We start from the raw sequence: 20,258 nt of genomic DNA, 5'->3' as shown, positions 1-20,258 counted from the left end.
AACAGCTACATACTAATCATGGCAGGTGGCGTGGGCTCACGCTTTTGGCCAAAGAGCCGCAACCACTTTCCTAAACAATTTATCGATATTTTAGGTTTAGGTAAATCTTTATTGCAGTTAACTTACGAACGCTTTTTAAAGATTTGCCCAAGCGAGCAGATTTACATTTTGACTAATGCAGACTATGCAGGTTTGGTACAAGAACAACTACCTGAGGTTTTGCAAAAAAATATTTTATTAGAACCTAGCAGGAATAATACGGCGCCATGTATAGCTTATGCCAGTTATAAAATAGCACAGACTAATCAGCAGGCAAATATTGTCGTTGCGCCTTCCGACCATTTGATTTTAAAAGAAGAAGAATTTTTAGCTAAAGTTAGTCAAGCCTTGGCATTTACTGAAGCAAATGATGCCTTATTAACCTTGGGTATCAGTCCAACTCGTCCAGATACGGGTTATGGATACATAAAGTTTCATGATTCTAGTACTGAACATCTAGATGATGCTTCCGAAATCAAAAAAGTGAATGCTTTTATGGAAAAGCCATCTCTGGATGTTGCTAAAAATTATATCGCGAGTGGCGACTATCTTTGGAACGCAGGAATTTTTATTTGGTCGGCAAAGACGATCAAAAATGCTTTCCAAAACTATGCTTCGGAAATTGCCGCTCTATTTGAGCGTGGGAATGAATTTTATAATACGGATAAAGAAGCTGAATTTATTTCAGAGAATTATCCAAAAGCCCCAAACATCTCCATTGATTATGCCATTTTAGAAAAGGCGGAGAATGTGTATACGATTCCGGCAGATATTGGCTGGTCTGACTTGGGAACTTGGGCGTCACTGCATGCTGTTGCCGAAAAAGATGAGCAAAGTAACGCCATCAATTGTGCACATTTAAGTTTGTCAGAAACAACAAATTGCGTGATTCAATTACCAATTGGCAAAGCTGCGGTAATTAAAGGTCTATCTAATTTTATTGTGGTGGATGATGGAAAGGTGCTGTTGATTTACCCTAAGTCTGATGAGCAGGAAATTAAACAAGTTGCATCAGAAATGGTTGAAGCATTTGGAGATAAATATAAATAAAGTAACTTACTGTTTGTAATTTAACAATTTGAATTCTTTATCTTCACATTTTTTGTGGATATGATGCCAACCTTTGCTTTTCTGATTCTTATCGGACTGTTTTTTTTAGAAATAGCCTACTTCAAGCTCGCTGACCATTTCAATATTATTGATAAGCCGAATGCAAGGAGTTCTCACAACAGTATTACGCTTAGGGGAGGTGGGGTTATCTTTTGCTTAGCCAGTATAATTTATTTTGTTTTATTCGGTTTTCACTACCCTTATTTTATCGTTGGCCTATTTGCAATTTCGACAATCAGTTTTATTGATGATGTGCTTACGCTAAACAATAAAATAAGATTGAGCGTTCATTTAATTTCTGTATTGTTGATGTTTTACCAATGGGGTCTTTTCGATTTAGCCTGGTATTGGATTCCCTTAGCGCTGGTTTTTGTTATAGGTACCATTAATGCGTACAATTTTATGGATGGAATAAATGGCATTACAGGGAGTTACAGCCTCCTTGCCATTATTACGCTTTATTACATAAACAAAAACATATATGCTTTTACTTCACCTGCTTTATTAATCACCATTGCACTTTCACTACTGGTTTTCAATTTTTTTAATTTCAGAAAGAAAGCAAAATGTTTTGCCGGCGATGTTGGGAGTGTTGGCATAGCCTTCACGATTGTTTTCTTCATGGGTCAGTTAATTTTGGCTACTCATAACTTTAATTACATTTTGCTTTTACTTTTTTATGGTATAGATGCAGTAAGTACTATTTTATTTAGAGTAATCAGGAATGAAAATATTTTTGAAGCGCATAGAAGCCATTTTTATCAATTTCTTTCTAACGAAAAAAAGATTCCCCATTTAATTGTAGCAACAATTTATCTTTTGGTACAATTGATTATAAATATAATTCTTGTTTCTGTTGTTAACGAAAATATATTTTCGGCACTGTTATTGTGTTTATTTTGCGTAGTTATATTTATGGCCGTAAGATTTAAAATGGAAGGTAAACAACGATTGCTTAAAGCCCAGGTTGTTTAATTGGTTTAAAACTGGCATCCATTAAATGATTGTGATCAACATTCAGTTTGAGAAAAGGATTTGAATCCTGTTGATCTAAAATAATGATTATCGAATGTAGCGTTTAAGAACAATTTAGCGTTATGTATGAAAAGATAATAAATAAAGAAAATTTAATGTGGATTCGTGATTACACGATACTGAATAGTTTTTAGTTCAGTTTTATTTACATTAAGCGCATTGTTAAACTGTATATTTTTTATACTAAGCCTATTGAATTTTGTTTACACAGATTAATATTGTACCACGTTGGATCATCTTTTTGCTTGATATCAGCATCTGTACCTTTTCTATGGTATTTGCCTATGGTTTAAAACACAATTTAGACCTTACGGCAGTAAATGTATTCGAACTTTCCAGAAACCTGTTAATTTTTGCGGCCATTAATATTGGCGTTTTTTTTGCCATTAAAACTTATGCAGGAATTATCAGATATACCAGCGTCCAGGATTCTTTCAGGATATTGTTCTCCATATCCCTCTCAAATGGTATATTTTTATTCATCAACCTTATTTATATTACCTTTTTTAAAGGATTTTTGGTTCCCAATACGGTACTTATTACGGCTGGTTTAACGAGCTTTTTATTACTGATTACCTATAGAGTACTGATTAAATATTTTTTCCTTTATGTTAAAAATCTAAAACTGGATAAAAGGAAAGTGATTATTTACGGTGCAGGCGAGGCAGGATTAGCAACTAAAAGAACTTTCGATCATGATCCAAGTGTGAACAAAAATATTGTAGCATTTGTAGATGACGATGAAAGGAAAATTGGTAAAACAATCGACGGAGTAAAAATTTTAGACGCTTCTAAATTGTCGGTGTTGATTGAGAAGCATGAATTAGATGAGATTATTTTTGCCTCCTATGCTATTCCTGATGAAAGGAAAGATCACGTAATTGATTTATGTTTAGAAAACGACATTAAAGTCCTGAATATTCCGCCACGTGATGTATGGACAAACGGACAGTTAAAACCAGCACAGATACAGAAATTAAATATTGAAGATCTGCTTAACCGTAAACCTATAAAAATCGACATTGATGGCTTGGGTAATATGCTCAATAATAAGCGCATATTGATTACGGGAGCTGCAGGTTCAATAGGGAGCGAAATTGTTCGTCAGCTTACAAAATTCGATGTTGGTTTAATCATTCTTTGCGATCAGGCAGAGTCGGCCTTACATGAGCTTTATCTTGAGCTGGAGGAAAACAATACTAATAAAAACTTTCACGCTTTTATAGGCGATGTTCGTGATCAACAGCGTATGGAGGTGTTATTCAGTACCTATAAACCACATTATGTTTATCATGCTGCGGCTTATAAACATGTGCCTTTAATGGAAGATAACCCGGCAGAAGCAATCAAAGCCAATGTTTTGGGTACTAAAACAATCGCTGATAAGTCTGTTAAATACGGCGTGCAGAAATTTGTAATGATTTCTACTGATAAAGCTGTAAATCCTACCAATATCATGGGCGCATCTAAACGAATTGCCGAGATTTACGTGCAATCGTTAAATAATTCGCTTCACCAGGATAACTTTATATTTAGTAACGGATTAAGTTACATCAATAGCCTTGAGGTTAAACCAATCACTAAATTTATTACCACCCGCTTTGGTAATGTGCTTGGTTCAAACGGATCTGTTATTCCGAGATTTGAGCAGCAGATCAAAAAGGGAGGGCCTATTACGGTAACCCATCCGGAAATTACACGCTATTTTATGACTATACCAGAGGCTTGCCGTTTGGTTTTAGAAGCCGGATGTATGGGTAAGGGAGGTGAGATTTTTATCTTCGATATGGGTAAATCGGTTAAAATCGTAGAACTGGCCAAAAAAATGATTCGCTTAGCTGGTCTTGAACCTAATGTTGATGTAAAAATCGAATATACAGGATTGCGACCTGGTGAAAAACTTTATGAGGAATTGTTAAATGATGCAGAAAATACCATGCCTACCCATCATGAAAAAATAATGATTGGAAAAGTTAGGGAATATGTGTTCTCTGATATACAAAGGCAGATATATGAGTTGATTTCATCAGCAACATCTGATGATGATTGGCAGGTAGTAATGAATATGAAAAAATTAGTTCCTGAATTTATAAGTAAAAATTCGATATTTGAAGAACTTGATAAAGTTTTAAAAGATTAACTATTGATGAAAAAAATACTTTTAATGGCCGTGATGGCCATTTTTTCTTTGAAGGTTTCTGCACAGGAAGCTACCCCGAATGTAAATATTCCATATGATTATCAATTTTATCAAAAGCTGAACCCAGCCGTTTACGATCAGCAGAGTAAATTCCATTCAGCCATAAAGGGTTTTTATAGTGATGCCAGTGCATTGCAGTTGCGTTATGATTCGTTAATGAACGCAGGCACAGACAGCTTAAACAAAAGAAGCTGGGTGCACCGTAAATTGTTTCAGGAACATCTTCTCAATTTTAAAAATGAAGACTATCATATTTATGCTGATTTTCTTCCCGACCTGCAGATCGGTCGCGATTTTTCAGGTTCACGTTCAACATGGATGAATACCAGGGGTTTTCAGGTAGGCGGAGAAGTAGGCAAGCAGTTTTCATTTTATTTAAACGGATATGAAAATCAGGGTAAGTTTGTTGATTATGTGAATCGCTTCATTGTAAATAACCAGGTTGTGCCAGGGCAAGGCTATGGAAAATTAGGAACTGATAAACAAGACTGGACGTACGTTACTGCTTTGCTATCCTACACACCGAGTAAATACCTTAATTTTGGATTGGGCTACGACAAAAATTTTATAGGCGATGGATACCGCTCGATGTTGCTCTCTGATGTTTCTTCCAACTATTCGTTTTTCAGGGTTCGTGCTACGCTAGGCAGTGTTCAATACCAAACCATTTTTGCTTATATGTTAGACCCGGGTGCTCCAAGGCTATCTAGCGATAGGACAACAGGAGACAGGGGAAAGTGGATGGCCGCTCATTATGTAGACTGGAACGCAACCAAAAGATTTTCTGTTGGTTTTTTTCAGGCCGTAACCTGGGCCGATGCACAAGAGGGTGCTAAACGTGGATTTGATTTTAATTATATCCACCCCTTTATATTTTTGCGGCCAATAGAAAGTACGAATACCACTTCGCCTGATAAAATGCGGTTAGGGCTTAACCTGAAATATGAACTATTGAAAAAAACTGCATTGTACGGACAATTTATGCTGGAAGAATTTACGGCTAAAGAGTTTTTTGCAGGTAAAGGCTATTGGGCAAATAAGTACGCTGTTCAACTTGGTGTTAGGGGTTCGGACCTTTTTAAAGTGACTAACCTAAATTATTTGGCCGAGTTTAATAGTGCAAGGCCCTATACCTATTCTCACTTTGATCGTCTTTCTAACTATGCCAACTATAATCAATCATTAGCACATCCACTTGGAGGCAACTTTAGAGAGTTTTTAGGTTTACTAAATTATAGCTATAAAAGATTTGATGTTCAGGGCGAGGCATCTTATGCAAGGTATGGCTTAGATCCTGCTGGTATGAACTACGGGGGCGACATATTTAAAAGCTACGATACCCGTTCTGTTCAATATGGAAGCCATATCGGTCAGGGAATCGGCACTAATCTTTATTACTTGAAGGGGCAGGTAGCTTACCTCATTAATCCAAAATATAACTTAAGATTAGAGGTTGCCGGTACCTATCGAAAAGAAAGTAATGAGTTGGGTATAAATAAAGCCAGTTTGTTAACGATTGGTATAAGAAGTTCTTTTAGGAATATATATCACGATTTTTAGACTTATTACTGTGTAGTTAATAGTACAAAAATGAGATTGGCTTAGTTGGGAATTTCTCTAAATAAGGAAAGAATTTCTACAATTTGGTTCTTTTCAAATAATGAAGGAGCCCAGGTATAAAATAAACTTTATAAATAATTAACTAAGGTATCTACTGGATATAAATATTAATCTACTTTTGAAAAGCTGTAAGCTATATTTTTTGGTTAGACAAAATATAAAGGTCATTTTGCGAAAAAAATGATAAACGTAATGTTTTTATATATTTCCCGTCTGCACAAACCATTTATTTTTGGAGTAATTGATTGACAATTTAACAATACTAAATCCTAAAGGCTTTTTTGCATATTTTTGATCAATTCTTATTATTACTCTTTTATGTTTAACATTTTTAGTAAAAAAAATAAAGTTACGGATATCGCCTGGCTGGGTATAGATATGCATTCGCATATTTTACCTGGCATTGATGATGGTTCACCTGATATACAAACTTCTTTACAATTTGTAAAATCACTGAATGCGTTGGGTTTTAATCACTTAATTGCTACTCCCCATATTTTTAAAGAGCTATATCCCAATACCGCCGAAAGTATATCACTAGCTAAAGAAAAGCTAAAGGATGCATTGGATAAAGCCAATATTTCAATAAAACTTGAGGCGGGTGCAGAATATATGATTGATCAGGATTTTACACTAAATGAGAAGCTCTGCCCTTTAGATGGGAAACATTTGCTGGTAGAAATGTCGTACTTAACAGAAAGCCCTGGTATTAGTCAAACCATATTTGATATAGAGATCAAGGGCTTTAAGCCAGTATTGGCTCATCCTGAACGCTATACTTTTTATTTTAAAGACCTAACCCGTTTAAAGCGATTCAAGGAAAAAGGTTGTTTAATGCAATTAAATCTGTTATCTGTATTAGGATATTATGGCAAAGATGTAAAACAACTGGCAGACAAATTATTAAAAGAGAAAATGTACGATTTTGCTGGTACCGACCTTCACCACGATAAACATTTGGCAACATTAACTGAAGCTGTTCAATCAGGTCGATTATACGAGTTGATCGGTAAATACGAATTCAAAAATCAGGAAGTGTTTGGATGTAATTAATTTGACGTTTGGAATTAAACCTTAATAGCAAAAGTCATTTTTTTAGATATTACGATTAAATGATTAAGTTTGCAAGCTATTTAATCCTATTGGATGGTATTCCCATATGAAAAAACAAACTAATGTGAATAAAAGGTGGAGGCTGTTTCCTCTTCTTTTCGTACTGGCATTTTTTACTTCTTGTGTCAGCAATAAAAAGATAGCCTATTTTCAAGATATACAGACGGTTAACCAGGCTAGTCTGGATAGTTCAGCAAAGTATGTTGAGCCAAAAATACAAAACGATGATATTTTAACGGTAAATATTTTCACTTTGGATCCGGAAAGTGGAGCTATTGTTAATCAGGCACCTGCAACCGGAGCACTGAATAGTACATCAACTGCTGCAACAACTGGTTATCTGGTTGATAAAAACGGGGAAATCGAATTGGTGCTGCTTGGACGAATTAAAGTTGCCGGGTTAACAACATTTGAGGCAAGAGAGCTAATTAGTGGAAAAGTTAGGGAAATTTACAATAAAGCGAGTGTGGAAGTTCGATTCGCTAATTTTAAGGTTTCGGTATTTGGTGAGGTAAATTTGCCCTCAACATACACTTTCCCTAATGAAAAAACGACTATACTAGATGCTTTGAGCAGGGCTGGTGATCTTACAATTTTCGGTAAGAGAGATAATATTTTAATCGTAAGAGATAATGATGGTAAAAAGGAATTTGGAAGAGTAAATTTAAACTCTACAACAATATTTAGAAGCCCCTTTTATTACCTGAAACAAAATGATGCCATTTACATTGAGCCAAATAAGGCCAGGGTATCGGCTAATAATGCAAGTCAGGTACAAACAATTGGTATAATTTCTTCTGTTCTATCTGTATTGGTATTGGCAATTTCTCTTTTCAAATAACTCTTAACTTACCATATACTGTATGCAAGAATCTCTTGACCTTCAAAATAAAAGCTTTGATACAGAAGAAGAAGGAATTGATTTAAAAAAAATTCTAAACCGTTTCCTCGAAAAATGGCCATGGTTTGTATTGAGTGTTTCTGTTTGCTTATTAATATCCTATATCTATTATAATTATACTCCCCCTGTTTATCAGGTAAGTGCCCGTATTTTAGTTTCTAATGGTGAGAGTAAAGGAGGCAGCGGAGATGGATTAATGGATCTGGGTGGCTTGTTGGGATCTAAGAACTCTGTTGATAACGAGATCGAAATTTTAAAAACCCGTTATTTAATGACTAAGGTTGTTGAAGAGTTGAAATTAAATATCGTTTACAGTCAAAGAGTGGGGCTTAAAAACATGGAGCTTTATCAGGCTCCTTTTCAATTGGAGATTATTAAGGGCTTAGATACCATTGGTTACAGTAGAGTTGAAGTTGCCAAATTAAATTCTGATGGTGTAAAATTAAAAATTGATGGTAAGGTTAGTAACGTAAGCTTTAACCAGCTTTTTCAATTAAAAGGCATCGGTACGGTAAAAGTAGTTAGAAATCCAAATGTAATATTTAACGAAAGGCCTTATATATGCACCATTATTTCAGTTGACAATAAGGCTGGGCAGCTTTTGGGCCAGTTATCTATAGCATTGGTAAACAATAAGGTAAGTATTATTGAACTCGGACTTGCTTATCCTGATCCAAGGAAGGGAGAGGACATTTTAAATGCACTTATTAAACAATATATTAAAGCAAATTTAGAAGATAAAAATGCTATTGCTGATAGTACAACAGCATTTATTAAAGGCAGATTGAGTTTAATTGCTGCAGAACTTGGTGATGTGGAAACTGATGTAGAAAATTTTAAACAGCGAAACAAGCTTGCTGATATGAGTGCCCAAAGTAAGCTACTGGTTGAAAATACAAATGCGTTTGTTGAGGACCTATCTAAAACGGAAACACAAATAAGCAACCTCACTCAATTGGAGTCTTATTTGAGCAATGAAAACAATAAAAGGATTCTCCCGAGTAGTATAGATATGTCTGGTGATATTGTTTTTTCTACAACAATTTCTAAGTACAATTCTTTACTTGTTCAACGAGACAAGCAGTTATTAAGTGTTACGGAAACCAGTCCTTTTATACAAAATCTTGATCAACAGATTTCGAATCTGCGTAAAGATTTGTTAGAGAACGTAAAAACCAGTAAAAGTAGCTATCTGATCACCAGAAATAAGCTTAGAAATCAAATAGCTACAGTAGAGGGTAAAGTGAACGATGTTCCTAAAATCGAAAAAGATTACTTAAAACTAGCTCGAAACAAGCAAATTAAAGAAGAATTATATATTTTTTTAATGCAAAAGGCAGAGGAAACAGCTATTTCTAAAACAGCCAATATCTCTATTGCTAAAACTATAGATCCGCCCAAAACCAATGGCATGCCCGTTAGCCCAAAAAGAAATAACATTTATTTAGGGGGGCTTTTTACCGGATTGATTATCCCAATGGGATTAATTTTATTAATTAACATTCTAAATACATCCGTATCAACAAAAGAGGATATTAGAAATGTAACCCAGGTGCCAATAATCGGCGAAATAAGCCATAATATGGACGACGATAACTTAATTGTAGCAAATAAAAGCAGGTCTGCCATTTCCGAACAGTTCAGGGCTTTACGAACAAACTTATCCTTTTACCTTAGAAATACAGATCAAAAGGTTATTTTATTAACTTCAAGTATGTCTGGAGAAGGTAAATCATTTACGGCAATAAATCTGGGTAATATTTTAGCATTGGCAGGGAAAAAAGTACTGCTAATGGAATTGGATCTGCGTAAACCTGGCTTGTCGGCAAAGCTTGGCGTTTCAAACGAAATTGGGTTTAGTAACTATACCATAAACGAAAATTTAGCGGTAAAAGATATTGTAAGGCCGTTAAATATCAATAAGAATATTTTTATTATATCATCCGGGCCTCTGCCTCCTAATCCCGCAGAAACGCTTATGAGTGAGCGGATGCCTGATTTAGTTAATGCCCTGAAGCAAGAATTTGACTATATCATTATGGATGCCCCTCCTATAGGGGTTATCGCTGATGCACAGTTGCTGGCGAATTATGCTGATGTTACACTTTATTTGGTTCGTCAGAAAGTAACCCAAAAAGCACAGCTGAGTATTGTTGAAGATTTGCATCAAAGTAAAAAAATGAAAAACATTGCGTTAGTGATTAATGATATTAGCAATAAGTATTACGGGTATGGATATGGATATGGAACCTATGGTGAAGAAACGAAACCAAGCCTATTGAAAAAAGTTAGTAAAATGTTCAGTTAATATTTAATAAACTACATACAAATAATAATGAAAAGAATAAAGGGACTGGATTCGATTAGGTTTATTTGCGCAATTTATGTGCTTTTAGGACATTTCGGGATCCCGTTTATTCCGAATTTAATGAAAAACCCAAATATTGATGGTTTGTTGCTAAATTTGATTAAAGTTTTTTCCCTAACCTTCAATGGTCCTGCTGCTGTAATTGTATTCTTTATTATTAGCGGGTTTTGTATAAATTATCCTTATCAGCAAGAAAAAAAAATAGATTTGTTACCTTATTACTCCCGAAGATTATTAAGGATAGGCATACCGGCAATAGTTGCCGCAATGATCTGTTATAAGTTTAATTCATTAGGCAAATTTCCGGACTATGGCGTTTTTTGGAGTATAATATGTGAGGTAATTTATTATTTAATTTTCCCCATTTTATTTTATATCAGAAAAATAATAAAATGGCAGTATATCGTTATAGCTGCTTATATTATTTGTTTTACTACTTTGCTTTTAAATCCAGGTTTACTAATCGCTAAATCCAATGATTATCCCGCAATGGGGATTTTTACATGGGTAATAGGTTTGCCTTGTTGGTTACTGGGTTGTTGGCTTTCGGAGAATTATCATCGTTTTACAACTCCTACTATCAGTAAAATCTGGGTACTTCGGTTTTGCATGATAACAGGCGCTTTACTTTTAAACATAATTAAGTTTCACGCGCCAACAGTATTTGCGAGCAATTGCTACACGTTAAATATTTTTGCTATTCCTGCCATGATGTGGTTAGCCTATGAGATTATGTATTTTGAGCATGCAAATCCTTCTTCGTTGTTAGAGAAGGGAGGGAAATGGAGCTACTCGCTATACATTATTCACCCTGCAACTATTGGTTTTTTTATTTATTATAAAATAGGTGATTTAACTAATATGCAGCTGCCAATTTTAACCTGCTCACTGGTTTTCGCATACGTTTTTTACCTGATTATCGAAAAACCCTCACATAAATTTTCTTCTTTTGTAAGCAAAAAAATACGCACAAGGAGTAAATTGTTGCTGCAGAATTAATATTAATTTTTAAAAAAAAACATTAACAAAATGGCTAAAGTAGCATTAGTTACAGGTATTACAGGACAGGATGGTGCCTACCTTGCAGAACTTTTATTAGAAAAAGGATATACCGTTCACGGGATTAAACGCCGTAGTTCTTTATTTAACACAGATAGAATTGATCATTTATATCAGGATCCTCATGAAAAAGATGTTAGGTTTAAGCTTCATTATGGTGATTTAAGTGACAGTACAAACCTGATTCGCATTATTCAGGAAGTTCAGCCAGATGAAATTTATAATCTTGGAGCCATGAGCCATGTTAAGGTTAGTTTTGATACCCCAGAATACACGGCCAACGCGGATGGGATTGGTACTTTAAGGTTATTAGAAGCGATCCGTATACTGGGTTTAACTAAAAAAACAAAAATTTATCAGGCCAGTACTTCCGAATTATATGGTTTGGTGCAAGCGGTACCTCAATCAGAAACCACTCCATTTTACCCCCGCTCACCTTATGCCGTAGCAAAAATGTACGCCTATTGGATTACAGTAAATTACCGGGAAGCTTATGGGATGTTTGCTTGTAATGGCATATTATTTAACCATGAAAGCCCGTTGCGTGGTGAGACCTTTGTAACACGTAAAATTACCCGTGCAGTAGCTAAGATAGCCCAGGGCATGCAGAGTAAACTGTACTTAGGTAATTTAGATGCTGAACGCGATTGGGGCCATGCAAAGGATTATGTTGAGGCCATGTGGAGAATACTGCAACAAGACACTGCCGAAGATTTTGTGATTGCAACCGGAGTAACTACACGCGTAAGAGAATTTGTACGTTTGGCTTTTGCTGAAGTAGGAGTTGTTGTGGAATTTAAAGGAGATGGAGCAGAAGAAAAGGGCTATGTCGTTTCTTGTTCAAATCCGGACTATCAAATTGTTGAAGGTACGGAAGTAGTAGCGGTTGATCCTGCTTATTTCCGTCCTACCGAAGTAGATTTGTTAATTGGTGATCCAACCAAATCTAAAACTAAATTGGGGTGGGAACCAAAATATGACCTTGCAGCGCTGGTAAAAGAAATGGTAGCGGCTGATGTTGAGCTTTTCAAAAAAGAATCAATATTGAAAGGCCATGGCTATAATGTAAAAAATCAATACGAATAAATAAGTATTTAATTCAATTCAATGTCGGGCGCTAAAGATAGTAGTCTTTTAAAGTGGATAAAGTTAATTTCTATAACTGGTGGAGCGCAGGCAATAGTACAACTTACTGGTTTACTCTGTGGTTTGCTGATCATCAGGCTGTTGCCTACTAAGGAATATGCGCTTTATACATTAGCCAATACGATGCTTGGAACAATGTCATTATTATCAGATGGAGGTATTTCTACAGGTGTAATGGCACTTGGAGGAAAGGTGTGGGAGGATAAAAAAAAGCTTGGAATTGTTTTGTCAACAGGTTTGAACCTGAGAAAAAAGTTTGCGTTTTTCAGCTTAATTGTTGCAGTTCCTATTTTGGCCTATTTGCTATTACATCATGGGGCAAGTATTTTAGCTACTGTATTAATCATTACAGCATTAATACCCGCTTTTTATGCCGCCTTATCCGATTCATTACTGGAGATTATTCTAAAATTGCACCAGGATATCAGACCCCTGCAAGAAAATCAAATTAAAGTTAGCGTACTTCGTTTAACAATCAGTGCGCTAACTGTATTTTTATTCCCGTTTACATTTATAGCCATCTGGGCTGCAGGGATACCAAGAATTTTGGGCAATATAAAATTGAGAAAGATTGCAGGTAAATTTACCGAAACCAGCAATGAAATTGACTTAGGGGTTCAAAAAGAGATTTTTAAGATTGTTAAAGGAATATTGCCCGGCGCAATTTACTATTGCCTAGCCGGCCAGTTAACGGTGTGGTTGATTTCTGTGTTCGGAAATACGACCAATATTGCAGAAGTTGGCGCTTTAGGGAGGTTATCGATGCTTCTTGGAGTGATATCAACTATGTTTTCGATCCTTATTGTACCCAGGTTTGCAAGAACCAAAGAGTCTGGTAAGGCTTTGCTTAAACGGTACTTGTTTATTCTGGCAACTATGCTTGTCATTTTATCAGGAATAACCTTTATTGTCATGTTATTTCCTTCCCAGTTATTATGGGTGTTAGGAAACAAGTATGCAAATTTGGAAAAAGAATTAGTATACGTTATGATTGGTTCTTGTGCTAATGTTTTAATGGGGCTGGCATTATCACTTTACACCAGCAGAGGATGGATTATTAACCCTGTTTACGCAATCATATTAAGTGTTTTACCCATTATTTCAGGGATATTTATTTTTGATTTAACGAAAATTTCAGGGGTACTTAAATTAAACATTTTTATAGCTGTTTCTGAATTTATGATACATTTTGTTTTTGGTTTCTTTAAAACATGGTCTGTTGAAAAAGAATAAAAAAAATAAGATCTATTGCATTGGCGATAGCCATGTTTCTGTTTTTGCAGGAGAAGACAGGCTGGTTCCAATTGTGCCCGAGCAAAGAAAATCTTTGGTTAATCATTTTGAGATATTCAGGTTAGGGCCGGTAACAGCGTATAATTTTTGCGAGGAAACCAGTTCTACAAACGCAAAGCAATTGTTTGAAAACATTATAAATACAATTCCTGTAAACTCCTGGATCGTAGTTAGTGCTGGTGAAATTGATTGCAGAGTTCATTTGATAAAACAAGCTATCAGGCAAAACAAAAGCTTTGAAGAAATATGTGGTATTTTAACAGATAAGTTTATCGACTATCTGGCAACTATTAAAAATAGAGGCTATAATGTTTGCCTGCTATTGCCTCCTCCAACAAAATTTAAAGAAGAGGATACACCAGAATATCCGAGTTTTGGAAGTGAAACAGAACGTAATGAAATAACGAAGTGCTTAATTCAGGCATATATAGCAAAATGTGGGCAGTATGGAATACCTACAATTGGTGTTTTAAACGATACAGTAACTGAAGATAATAAAACGGTTAAAAAATATTTATGGGATGGAATTCATTACTCCAGAATTGTTTTACCCCAGTTAATATTGCAGTTAAGGAAAATTACCGGATATAGTTTGAAATATCCTTTATTGTGGCTGATAAAAGATAAGATGAGGAGCGTAAAATACTTTTTAACAAAATCTATATGATAAAGAAATTCTTATCAGATTTATTTTTCTCGGTGTTAACACATATTAAGTATTATAAATGCTTATCTGGCTTTAACGTTATCATAAGAAAATCCTCAGTTTTAGGGCAAAAGATTCGTATTGATGATAAAGTGCGTTTATATAATTCTTTTATTCATGATAATATTAACATTTATAGTGATACCCGTGTCCATGATGTTACATTAAACGGCTATAATAAAATTGGAAAAGATTGTTCTATCTCAAATTCAGATATAGGGCGCTACTCGTATATAGCTGACAGGTCGAACATTAACAATGTCGAGTTAGGGAAATTCAGCTCAATTGGACCCAACTTTACTGCCGGTTTAGGTACTCACCCCACTGATACAATTAGCTCGAGCCCATATTTCTATAGCGTAGCGGCATTAAACAATCCATTTATTAAGGATAATACAGGTTTTGTTGAATATAAGCGGATAAAGATTGGAAACGACGTTTGGATAGGGGCTAATGTATTGGTTGTAGATGGCGTTGAGATAGGTAATGGAGCTGTAATAGGGGCAGGCAGTGTGGTAACTAAAAATATTCCAGCCTATGCCATTGCCGGAGGAGTACCCTGTAAAGTTATAAAATACAGGCATAACGATATCGTTATGCAAAAATTGATTGATTTGAGTTGGTGGGATAAGGATGAGGATTGGATCAGAATAAACATTAAAAAATTTCAGGTTACAATAGCTGAAGATATTAACATATAAAATTAGATATGAAAAAATTACTTGTTACCGGCTCATCAGGCCTTATCGGCTCAGAGGTATGTGTACATTTTGCTGCTGCCGGATGGGAAATCCATGGCTTGGATAATAATCAAAGGGCGGTGTTTTTTGGTCCACAGGGTGATACCCGATGGAACCAAAGCAGATTAGCTGAACAATTGGGACCATTATTTATTCACCATGAATTGGATCTTCGTGATCGTTCCGGAATTTTAAATTTATTAAAAGAATTAAAACCTGATGCAATTGTTCATACTGCTGCCCAACCTTCTCATGATAGGGCTGCTGCTATTCCTTTTGATGATTTTGATACCAATGCAGTAGGTACTTTAAATTTATTGGAAGCAGTTCGGCAGGCTTGTCCGGAATCTCCTTTTGTGCACATGTCTACAAATAAGGTTTATGGAGACAGGCCGAATACAATTGATTTGGTAGAATTAGAAACCAGGTGGGATTATGCCGATCCAGAGTATGCTAATGGTATTAAAGAAAGCTTTTCGATAGACCAGTCCAAGCACTCTTTATTTGGTGCTTCTAAAGTAGCTGCAGATGTAATGGTTCAGGAATATGGCCGTTATTTTAATATACCTACCTGTTGTTTACGTGGAGGTTGCTTAACAGGCCCAAACCACTCGGGGGTAGAACTTCATGGTTTTTTAAGCTATTTGGTAAAGTGCAACTTAGAAGGGCGTGAATACAAAGTGTTTGGCTACAAAGGAAAACAAGTAAGGGATAATATACATTCTCATGATGTTGCCAGCTTTATTGAGGCATTTATCAACAAACCAAGAATTGCTGAAGTGTATAATATTGGTGGAGGAAGAGATAATTCCTGCTCAATTTGGGAAGCCTTTAAAATCGCAGAGAAATTTACGGGTAAACAACAAGTTTATACCTATGTGGATGAAAATCGTATTGGTGATCATATCTGTTACATTTCTGATTTGTCAAAAATGAGAGAACACTATCCGAACTGGAATATTACAGTTTCATTAGAAGAAACCATTAGGCAGATTGTTGAGGCTACAAAAGCCAGACTTGCTTAAAAATAAAACGATGAAATTAATTTCTTTTCAACAATACTCGCTATACGATACCGGTGGCGGAAGCAGAATTCTAAGAAGGTTATACCTAAATAGAGAAAAACAGGTTATTTCAATTGGTGTAAAGCAAAACAATAGTAAAACTAGCGTTGGCGATATTACCGAAGAAATTATTACGGCTAGCCCGGTACATAAAAAGTGGATGCGCTCTTTTATCCGCGACATTGCTACCTGGTGTAGAGAAAGCCTTTTGCTCAATAACTGTTTAAATAAAATCAGAAAGAAAATTAAAGGTATAGATGCCGATGTTCTGCATATTGTTGACCATGGGAAATATTCTATGGCGTTTTTATCCTCTTTTAATAGTAACCACAAAATCTGGGTATCTTACCATGATCACTTTTTAACTGCCGGAGGAACGCACGCTATATCGGAGAAACTTTGGAATATTGCAGATCGAAGATTGGTAATTTCCAATGAAATGGGTTTGGAGTATCAAAGGTTATTTGGACCCAGAGCATTTGAAGTGATAACTGACGGTGTTGCTGCATCTGAGGTTTCCATTGTTCGCGACATTAATGATAATGATATCATCAATGTCTATTTTGCAGGCTTACTCCATATCAGTTATCTTCCGTTATTTAACGTTTTTTCGGAGGCACTAAATGACCTTTCTGATCAATATAAATTTAAATTAACCCTTAGGGGAACACAGGATGTTGATTTTTTAAACAATAAAAAATTTACTGTCGAGTATCTGCCGGTAACAATGGACTCTGCGTTACTTAAAAAGGAATTGGACGAAGCAGATATACTATATTTACCGATTAAGTTTACGGTTCCTGAATTTTATAAATATAGCTTATCTACCAAAATGGTAGGTTACCTTGGTGGTTCGGGTTCAATATTATATCATGGCCCTTTTGATAGTGCAGCTGGTAACTTATTAAAAGAAAATGGAGCTGCTGTATCTTGCACTACATTGGAGAAAGACGACATGATTGAATCCATAAAGGAATTAATCGTAAACGGTAAAGAAAAATCAGTAAATGCGAAGGCCTTAATAGAAAAAATGTTTCTATTAAATGATATTCAGCAGAAATTTTGGCAATTATAAATTTTTCATAATAGCAAGAAATTTTATTTTACTAATGGAAATATTAAAATCCTTTTTTTCGGACTTCAAACTCTGGATTTGCAATTTTATAATCGCTTATATTCCTTCGCATGGCATCAGGTTGTTTTACTATAAATACGTGATGAAGTTTAAGATAGGTAAAAATGCCAGCATTCATTTAGGCTGCAGGTTTAATACTTCAGGCTTGTTTTCGATGGGTGCAAATAGTACAATAAACCAATATTGCCACATGGATAACCGGGGCGGTATTTACATTGGCAGCAACGTTTCTATTTCTGCACAGGTAAGTATTGTTACAGCAGATCATGACTTTGAAGACGAGATGTGCATAGCCCGGAAAGATGAGGTAGTTATTGAAGATTATGTATTTATTGGATATGGAGCAAAAATTTTCAAAAATGTAAAAATGCATTATGGTTCTGTTTTAGGCGGTGCTTCTTTGCTAACAAAAGATACACTCCCTTATGGGATCTATTATGGCGTACCCGCAAAATTCAAAAAAGAAAGAAGAAAGGATTTAAAACATACATCAATGTATAAAAGACTATTCCATTAAATGAAGATTTTATTCCTTAGTAATTGTCCCTTAGTTGAATCTCAGGGATCTGGCTATGTAATTGTAAACACAGCTAAATCTTTATCGGCCCTTGGGCATAGGGTTGATATGGTTCCGCCAGAAGACCTGATCATTTTACCAAAATTAAGTGGTACGGCTAATCTATACAGAATGGCCCTGGGCATGGGCATATGGGTAATTAAAAACAGGAAGAAGCTTAAGCAGTATGATAGTATATTTTTGTATGGGGGCGAAAGTTACCTTGCACTATACCTCATTAAGTCTTTTTTAAAATTAAAGGCGGCCATTATCCTGCACTCTAATGGATTGGAAATTCACGTTGAAAAAAAAATAAAGGAATTTAAATCTTATTTAAAGCATACAGAAAAGAAATGGTATCATTTCAATACCGCTTTTTTATTTCAATACTGTTATTTAAATGTAGATGCGATTTTAACCGTTTCGAGATACGATGCAGATTTTGCTAAAAAATCACTAAACGTACCTGCTGAAAAAGTATTTTACATAGAGCCGGCACTGCCCGATCTTTTCTTTGAGGTGGAGCCTAGTGTTGCAAGAGAGCAGATAATTACATTTTGTGGTTCATGGATTGATAGAAAAGGCATTGATGCCATGATTCAGGCCATGCCGAAAATTTTAAGAAAATACAAACAGTTTAAATTCAGGATTATAGGTGCTGGTTATGAATTTAAAGTTGATGAGGTATTTCCTGAAGATGTGCTTCAAAATATAGAATTAATACCCTTTGTTGATCATAAAAAAGATTTAATTGTACATTATAATCAATCACTTATATTTATTCATCCATCAGTTTGTGAAAGCTTTGGGTTAACTGTTGCAGAGGCCATGTTTTGTGGCTGCGCGGTAATAACCGGAGCAACCGGAATTGCTTATGATCTTATTGATGGAGTAGAAGCTATAGTGCTGGATCAACCTAATGCTGAAAACTTATATAACAGTTTAGACCACTTAATTAATAATGATTTATTAATGGAAAGGTTAACCATCAATGGAAAAAAACGTGTTCAGCAATTAAACTGGAAAGCATTTGAAAATCAACTAAATCAAGTATTACGCGCTAATAATTTAACCTAAATGGCAGCACAAGAAATATCTAAAAAGATGATTCCCAGTCTTAATGGATTAAGGGCTATAAGCATCATAATGGTATTGCTCTACCATTTTTCACAACATAATTTTCTACCTCATAACGCTTTATTCAGATACGCAGGTATGATAATTAGTAACGGGCCTTTGGGGGTAAATGTCTTCTTCATTATAAGTGGGTACCTGATTACTACACTATTAATCAAAGAAAAAGAAAAAAACGGATCTATCTCATTAAAAGGGTTTTATATCAGGAGAACTTTGCGAATTTTTCCTGCTTATTATTTTTTAATGTTTGTGTACTATTTGCTTTTCATGTTTAAATATTTTAACATCACCTCTTTAGAATGGATTGGGATGTTAACTTATCTGAAACAATTTTTTCCAAGTGCGATACATGAAACTGCCCATCTCTGGTCTTTATCCGTTGAAGAAATATTTTACCTTATTTTTCCCTTTCTATTTATCTTTTCAGGTAAGAATATTAAAAAAGTATTGCCTGTACTCATTGTTTTAGGAGCCTTAAGTAGGTTTTTGTTCTTTGCTTATCCATTACCGTTAATGGCAAATACCATTTTTGTAACAAGTGATGCCTTGTTGATGGGATGTTTTTTTGCACTAAACCATGACAGAATAATTGAATTGCTTTTTAAGCACAAATGGGTTAAATATCTTGTTCCGGTAGCACTTTGCTTTTCTGTTTTGATCTATAATTATTTTTACCACCTGTGTACCTATGATCATTCTAAATTGCTCATTACAGTTACTGCAATAGCATACAGCTTGTTTGGTAATATTGGCCTTTTTACAAATTTATGTGTCGCCGTAATCGTTATGATATCTATATCGCAAAGAAATTTATGGTTTAAACTTTTGAATACCAGATTACTCAACTACATAGGTACGTTATCTTATAGCATCTATTTATGGCAACAGTTATTTACCGCCGATCGCGAGTATTTACACCGAATGCCTTTTTTAGTGGTGATTTTAATTATTTTAATCTGTGCAAATCTTTCTTACTACTTAATAGAGAAGCCATTTTTTAAACTTAAAGACCGATATAGCAGCAAAAATCAATAGA

At 35.1% G+C, this 20,258-nt stretch carries 17 protein-coding genes; all 17 read left to right on the top strand.

The window, feature by feature from the left end; genetic code table 11:
* The first annotated feature begins 18 nt into the window (after positions 1–18).
* The 17 genes from IM793_RS22730 (at position 19) to IM793_RS22650 (ending at position 20,257) form a co-directional block, all read left to right on the top strand.
* Positions 19–1,089, top strand: coding sequence for a mannose-1-phosphate guanylyltransferase (locus IM793_RS22730; RefSeq protein ID WP_193425474.1), 1,071 nt, complete (start codon positions 19–21; stop codon positions 1,087–1,089).
* Positions 1,090–1,149: 60 nt separating this feature from the next.
* Positions 1,150–2,124 (top strand): glycosyltransferase family 4 protein, encoded by a 975-nt coding sequence (locus tag IM793_RS22725; RefSeq protein ID WP_193425470.1) that lies wholly within the window; start codon positions 1,150–1,152, stop codon positions 2,122–2,124.
* A gap of 259 nt (positions 2,125–2,383) precedes the next feature.
* Positions 2,384–4,324 (top strand): nucleoside-diphosphate sugar epimerase/dehydratase, encoded by a 1,941-nt coding sequence (locus IM793_RS22720; RefSeq protein ID WP_193425467.1) that lies wholly within the window; start codon positions 2,384–2,386, stop codon positions 4,322–4,324.
* A gap of 6 nt (positions 4,325–4,330) precedes the next feature.
* Positions 4,331–5,944, top strand: coding sequence for a gliding motility protein RemB (locus tag IM793_RS22715; protein WP_193425464.1), 1,614 nt, complete (start codon positions 4,331–4,333; stop codon positions 5,942–5,944).
* A gap of 378 nt (positions 5,945–6,322) precedes the next feature.
* Positions 6,323–7,057 (top strand): tyrosine-protein phosphatase, encoded by a 735-nt coding sequence (locus IM793_RS22710; protein ID WP_193425461.1) that lies wholly within the window; start codon positions 6,323–6,325, stop codon positions 7,055–7,057.
* 106 nt (positions 7,058–7,163) lie between these two features.
* The gene (locus IM793_RS22705) at positions 7,164–7,958 is read left to right on the top strand and encodes a polysaccharide biosynthesis/export family protein (RefSeq protein WP_193425458.1); all 795 of its coding nucleotides are present in this window, start codon (positions 7,164–7,166) and stop codon (positions 7,956–7,958) included.
* A gap of 22 nt (positions 7,959–7,980) precedes the next feature.
* Positions 7,981–10,326, top strand: coding sequence for a tyrosine-protein kinase (locus IM793_RS22700; protein ID WP_193425455.1), 2,346 nt, complete (start codon positions 7,981–7,983; stop codon positions 10,324–10,326).
* Positions 10,327–10,353: 27 nt separating this feature from the next.
* Positions 10,354–11,385: an acyltransferase gene (locus IM793_RS22695; RefSeq protein WP_193425452.1), complete on the top strand. Its 1,032-nt coding sequence runs from the start codon at positions 10,354–10,356 to the stop codon at positions 11,383–11,385.
* A gap of 30 nt (positions 11,386–11,415) precedes the next feature.
* The gene (gene gmd, locus IM793_RS22690) at positions 11,416–12,531 is read left to right on the top strand and encodes a GDP-mannose 4,6-dehydratase (protein ID WP_193425449.1); all 1,116 of its coding nucleotides are present in this window, start codon (positions 11,416–11,418) and stop codon (positions 12,529–12,531) included.
* A 141-nt stretch (positions 12,532–12,672) separates the two neighbouring features.
* Positions 12,673–13,824 carry a polysaccharide biosynthesis protein gene (locus IM793_RS22685; protein ID WP_227256358.1) on the top strand — a complete coding sequence of 384 codons (1,152 nt, stop codon included), beginning with the start codon at positions 12,673–12,675 and terminating at the stop codon, positions 13,822–13,824.
* On the top strand, positions 13,811–14,551 hold the full coding sequence (locus IM793_RS22680; protein WP_193425444.1) for a hypothetical protein: 741 nt from the start codon (positions 13,811–13,813) through the stop codon (positions 14,549–14,551). Before IM793_RS22685 ends, IM793_RS22680 begins: the two co-directional genes overlap by 14 nt.
* Complete coding sequence (locus IM793_RS22675) at positions 14,548–15,291, top strand: CatB-related O-acetyltransferase (RefSeq protein WP_193425441.1); 744 nt, start codon at positions 14,548–14,550, stop codon at positions 15,289–15,291. Before IM793_RS22680 ends, IM793_RS22675 begins: the two co-directional genes overlap by 4 nt.
* 8 nt (positions 15,292–15,299) lie before the next feature.
* A complete protein-coding gene (locus IM793_RS22670) occupies positions 15,300–16,355 on the top strand; it encodes an NAD-dependent epimerase/dehydratase family protein (protein ID WP_193425438.1) in 1,056 nt (351 codons plus the stop codon).
* A 10-nt stretch (positions 16,356–16,365) separates the two neighbouring features.
* On the top strand, positions 16,366–17,469 hold the full coding sequence (locus tag IM793_RS22665; RefSeq protein ID WP_193425437.1) for a hypothetical protein: 1,104 nt from the start codon (positions 16,366–16,368) through the stop codon (positions 17,467–17,469).
* A 142-nt stretch (positions 17,470–17,611) separates the two neighbouring features.
* Positions 17,612–18,046, top strand: coding sequence for an acyltransferase (locus tag IM793_RS22660; protein WP_193425434.1), 435 nt, complete (start codon positions 17,612–17,614; stop codon positions 18,044–18,046).
* Positions 18,047–19,162 carry a glycosyltransferase family 4 protein gene (locus IM793_RS22655; RefSeq protein ID WP_193425432.1) on the top strand — a complete coding sequence of 372 codons (1,116 nt, stop codon included), beginning with the start codon at positions 18,047–18,049 and terminating at the stop codon, positions 19,160–19,162.
* Positions 19,163–20,257, top strand: coding sequence for an acyltransferase (locus tag IM793_RS22650; protein WP_193425429.1), 1,095 nt, complete (start codon positions 19,163–19,165; stop codon positions 20,255–20,257). It abuts the gene before it with no gap.
* The last annotated feature ends 1 nt before the right edge of the window (position 20,258 follow it).

The sequence above is a fragment of the Pedobacter sp. MR2016-19 genome (assembly GCF_014947265.1).
Lineage (GTDB): Bacteria > Bacteroidota > Bacteroidia > Sphingobacteriales > Sphingobacteriaceae > Pedobacter.
The sequence above is the reverse complement of the archived record's forward strand: the minus strand, read 5'-3'. Positions and strand labels throughout refer to the sequence as shown.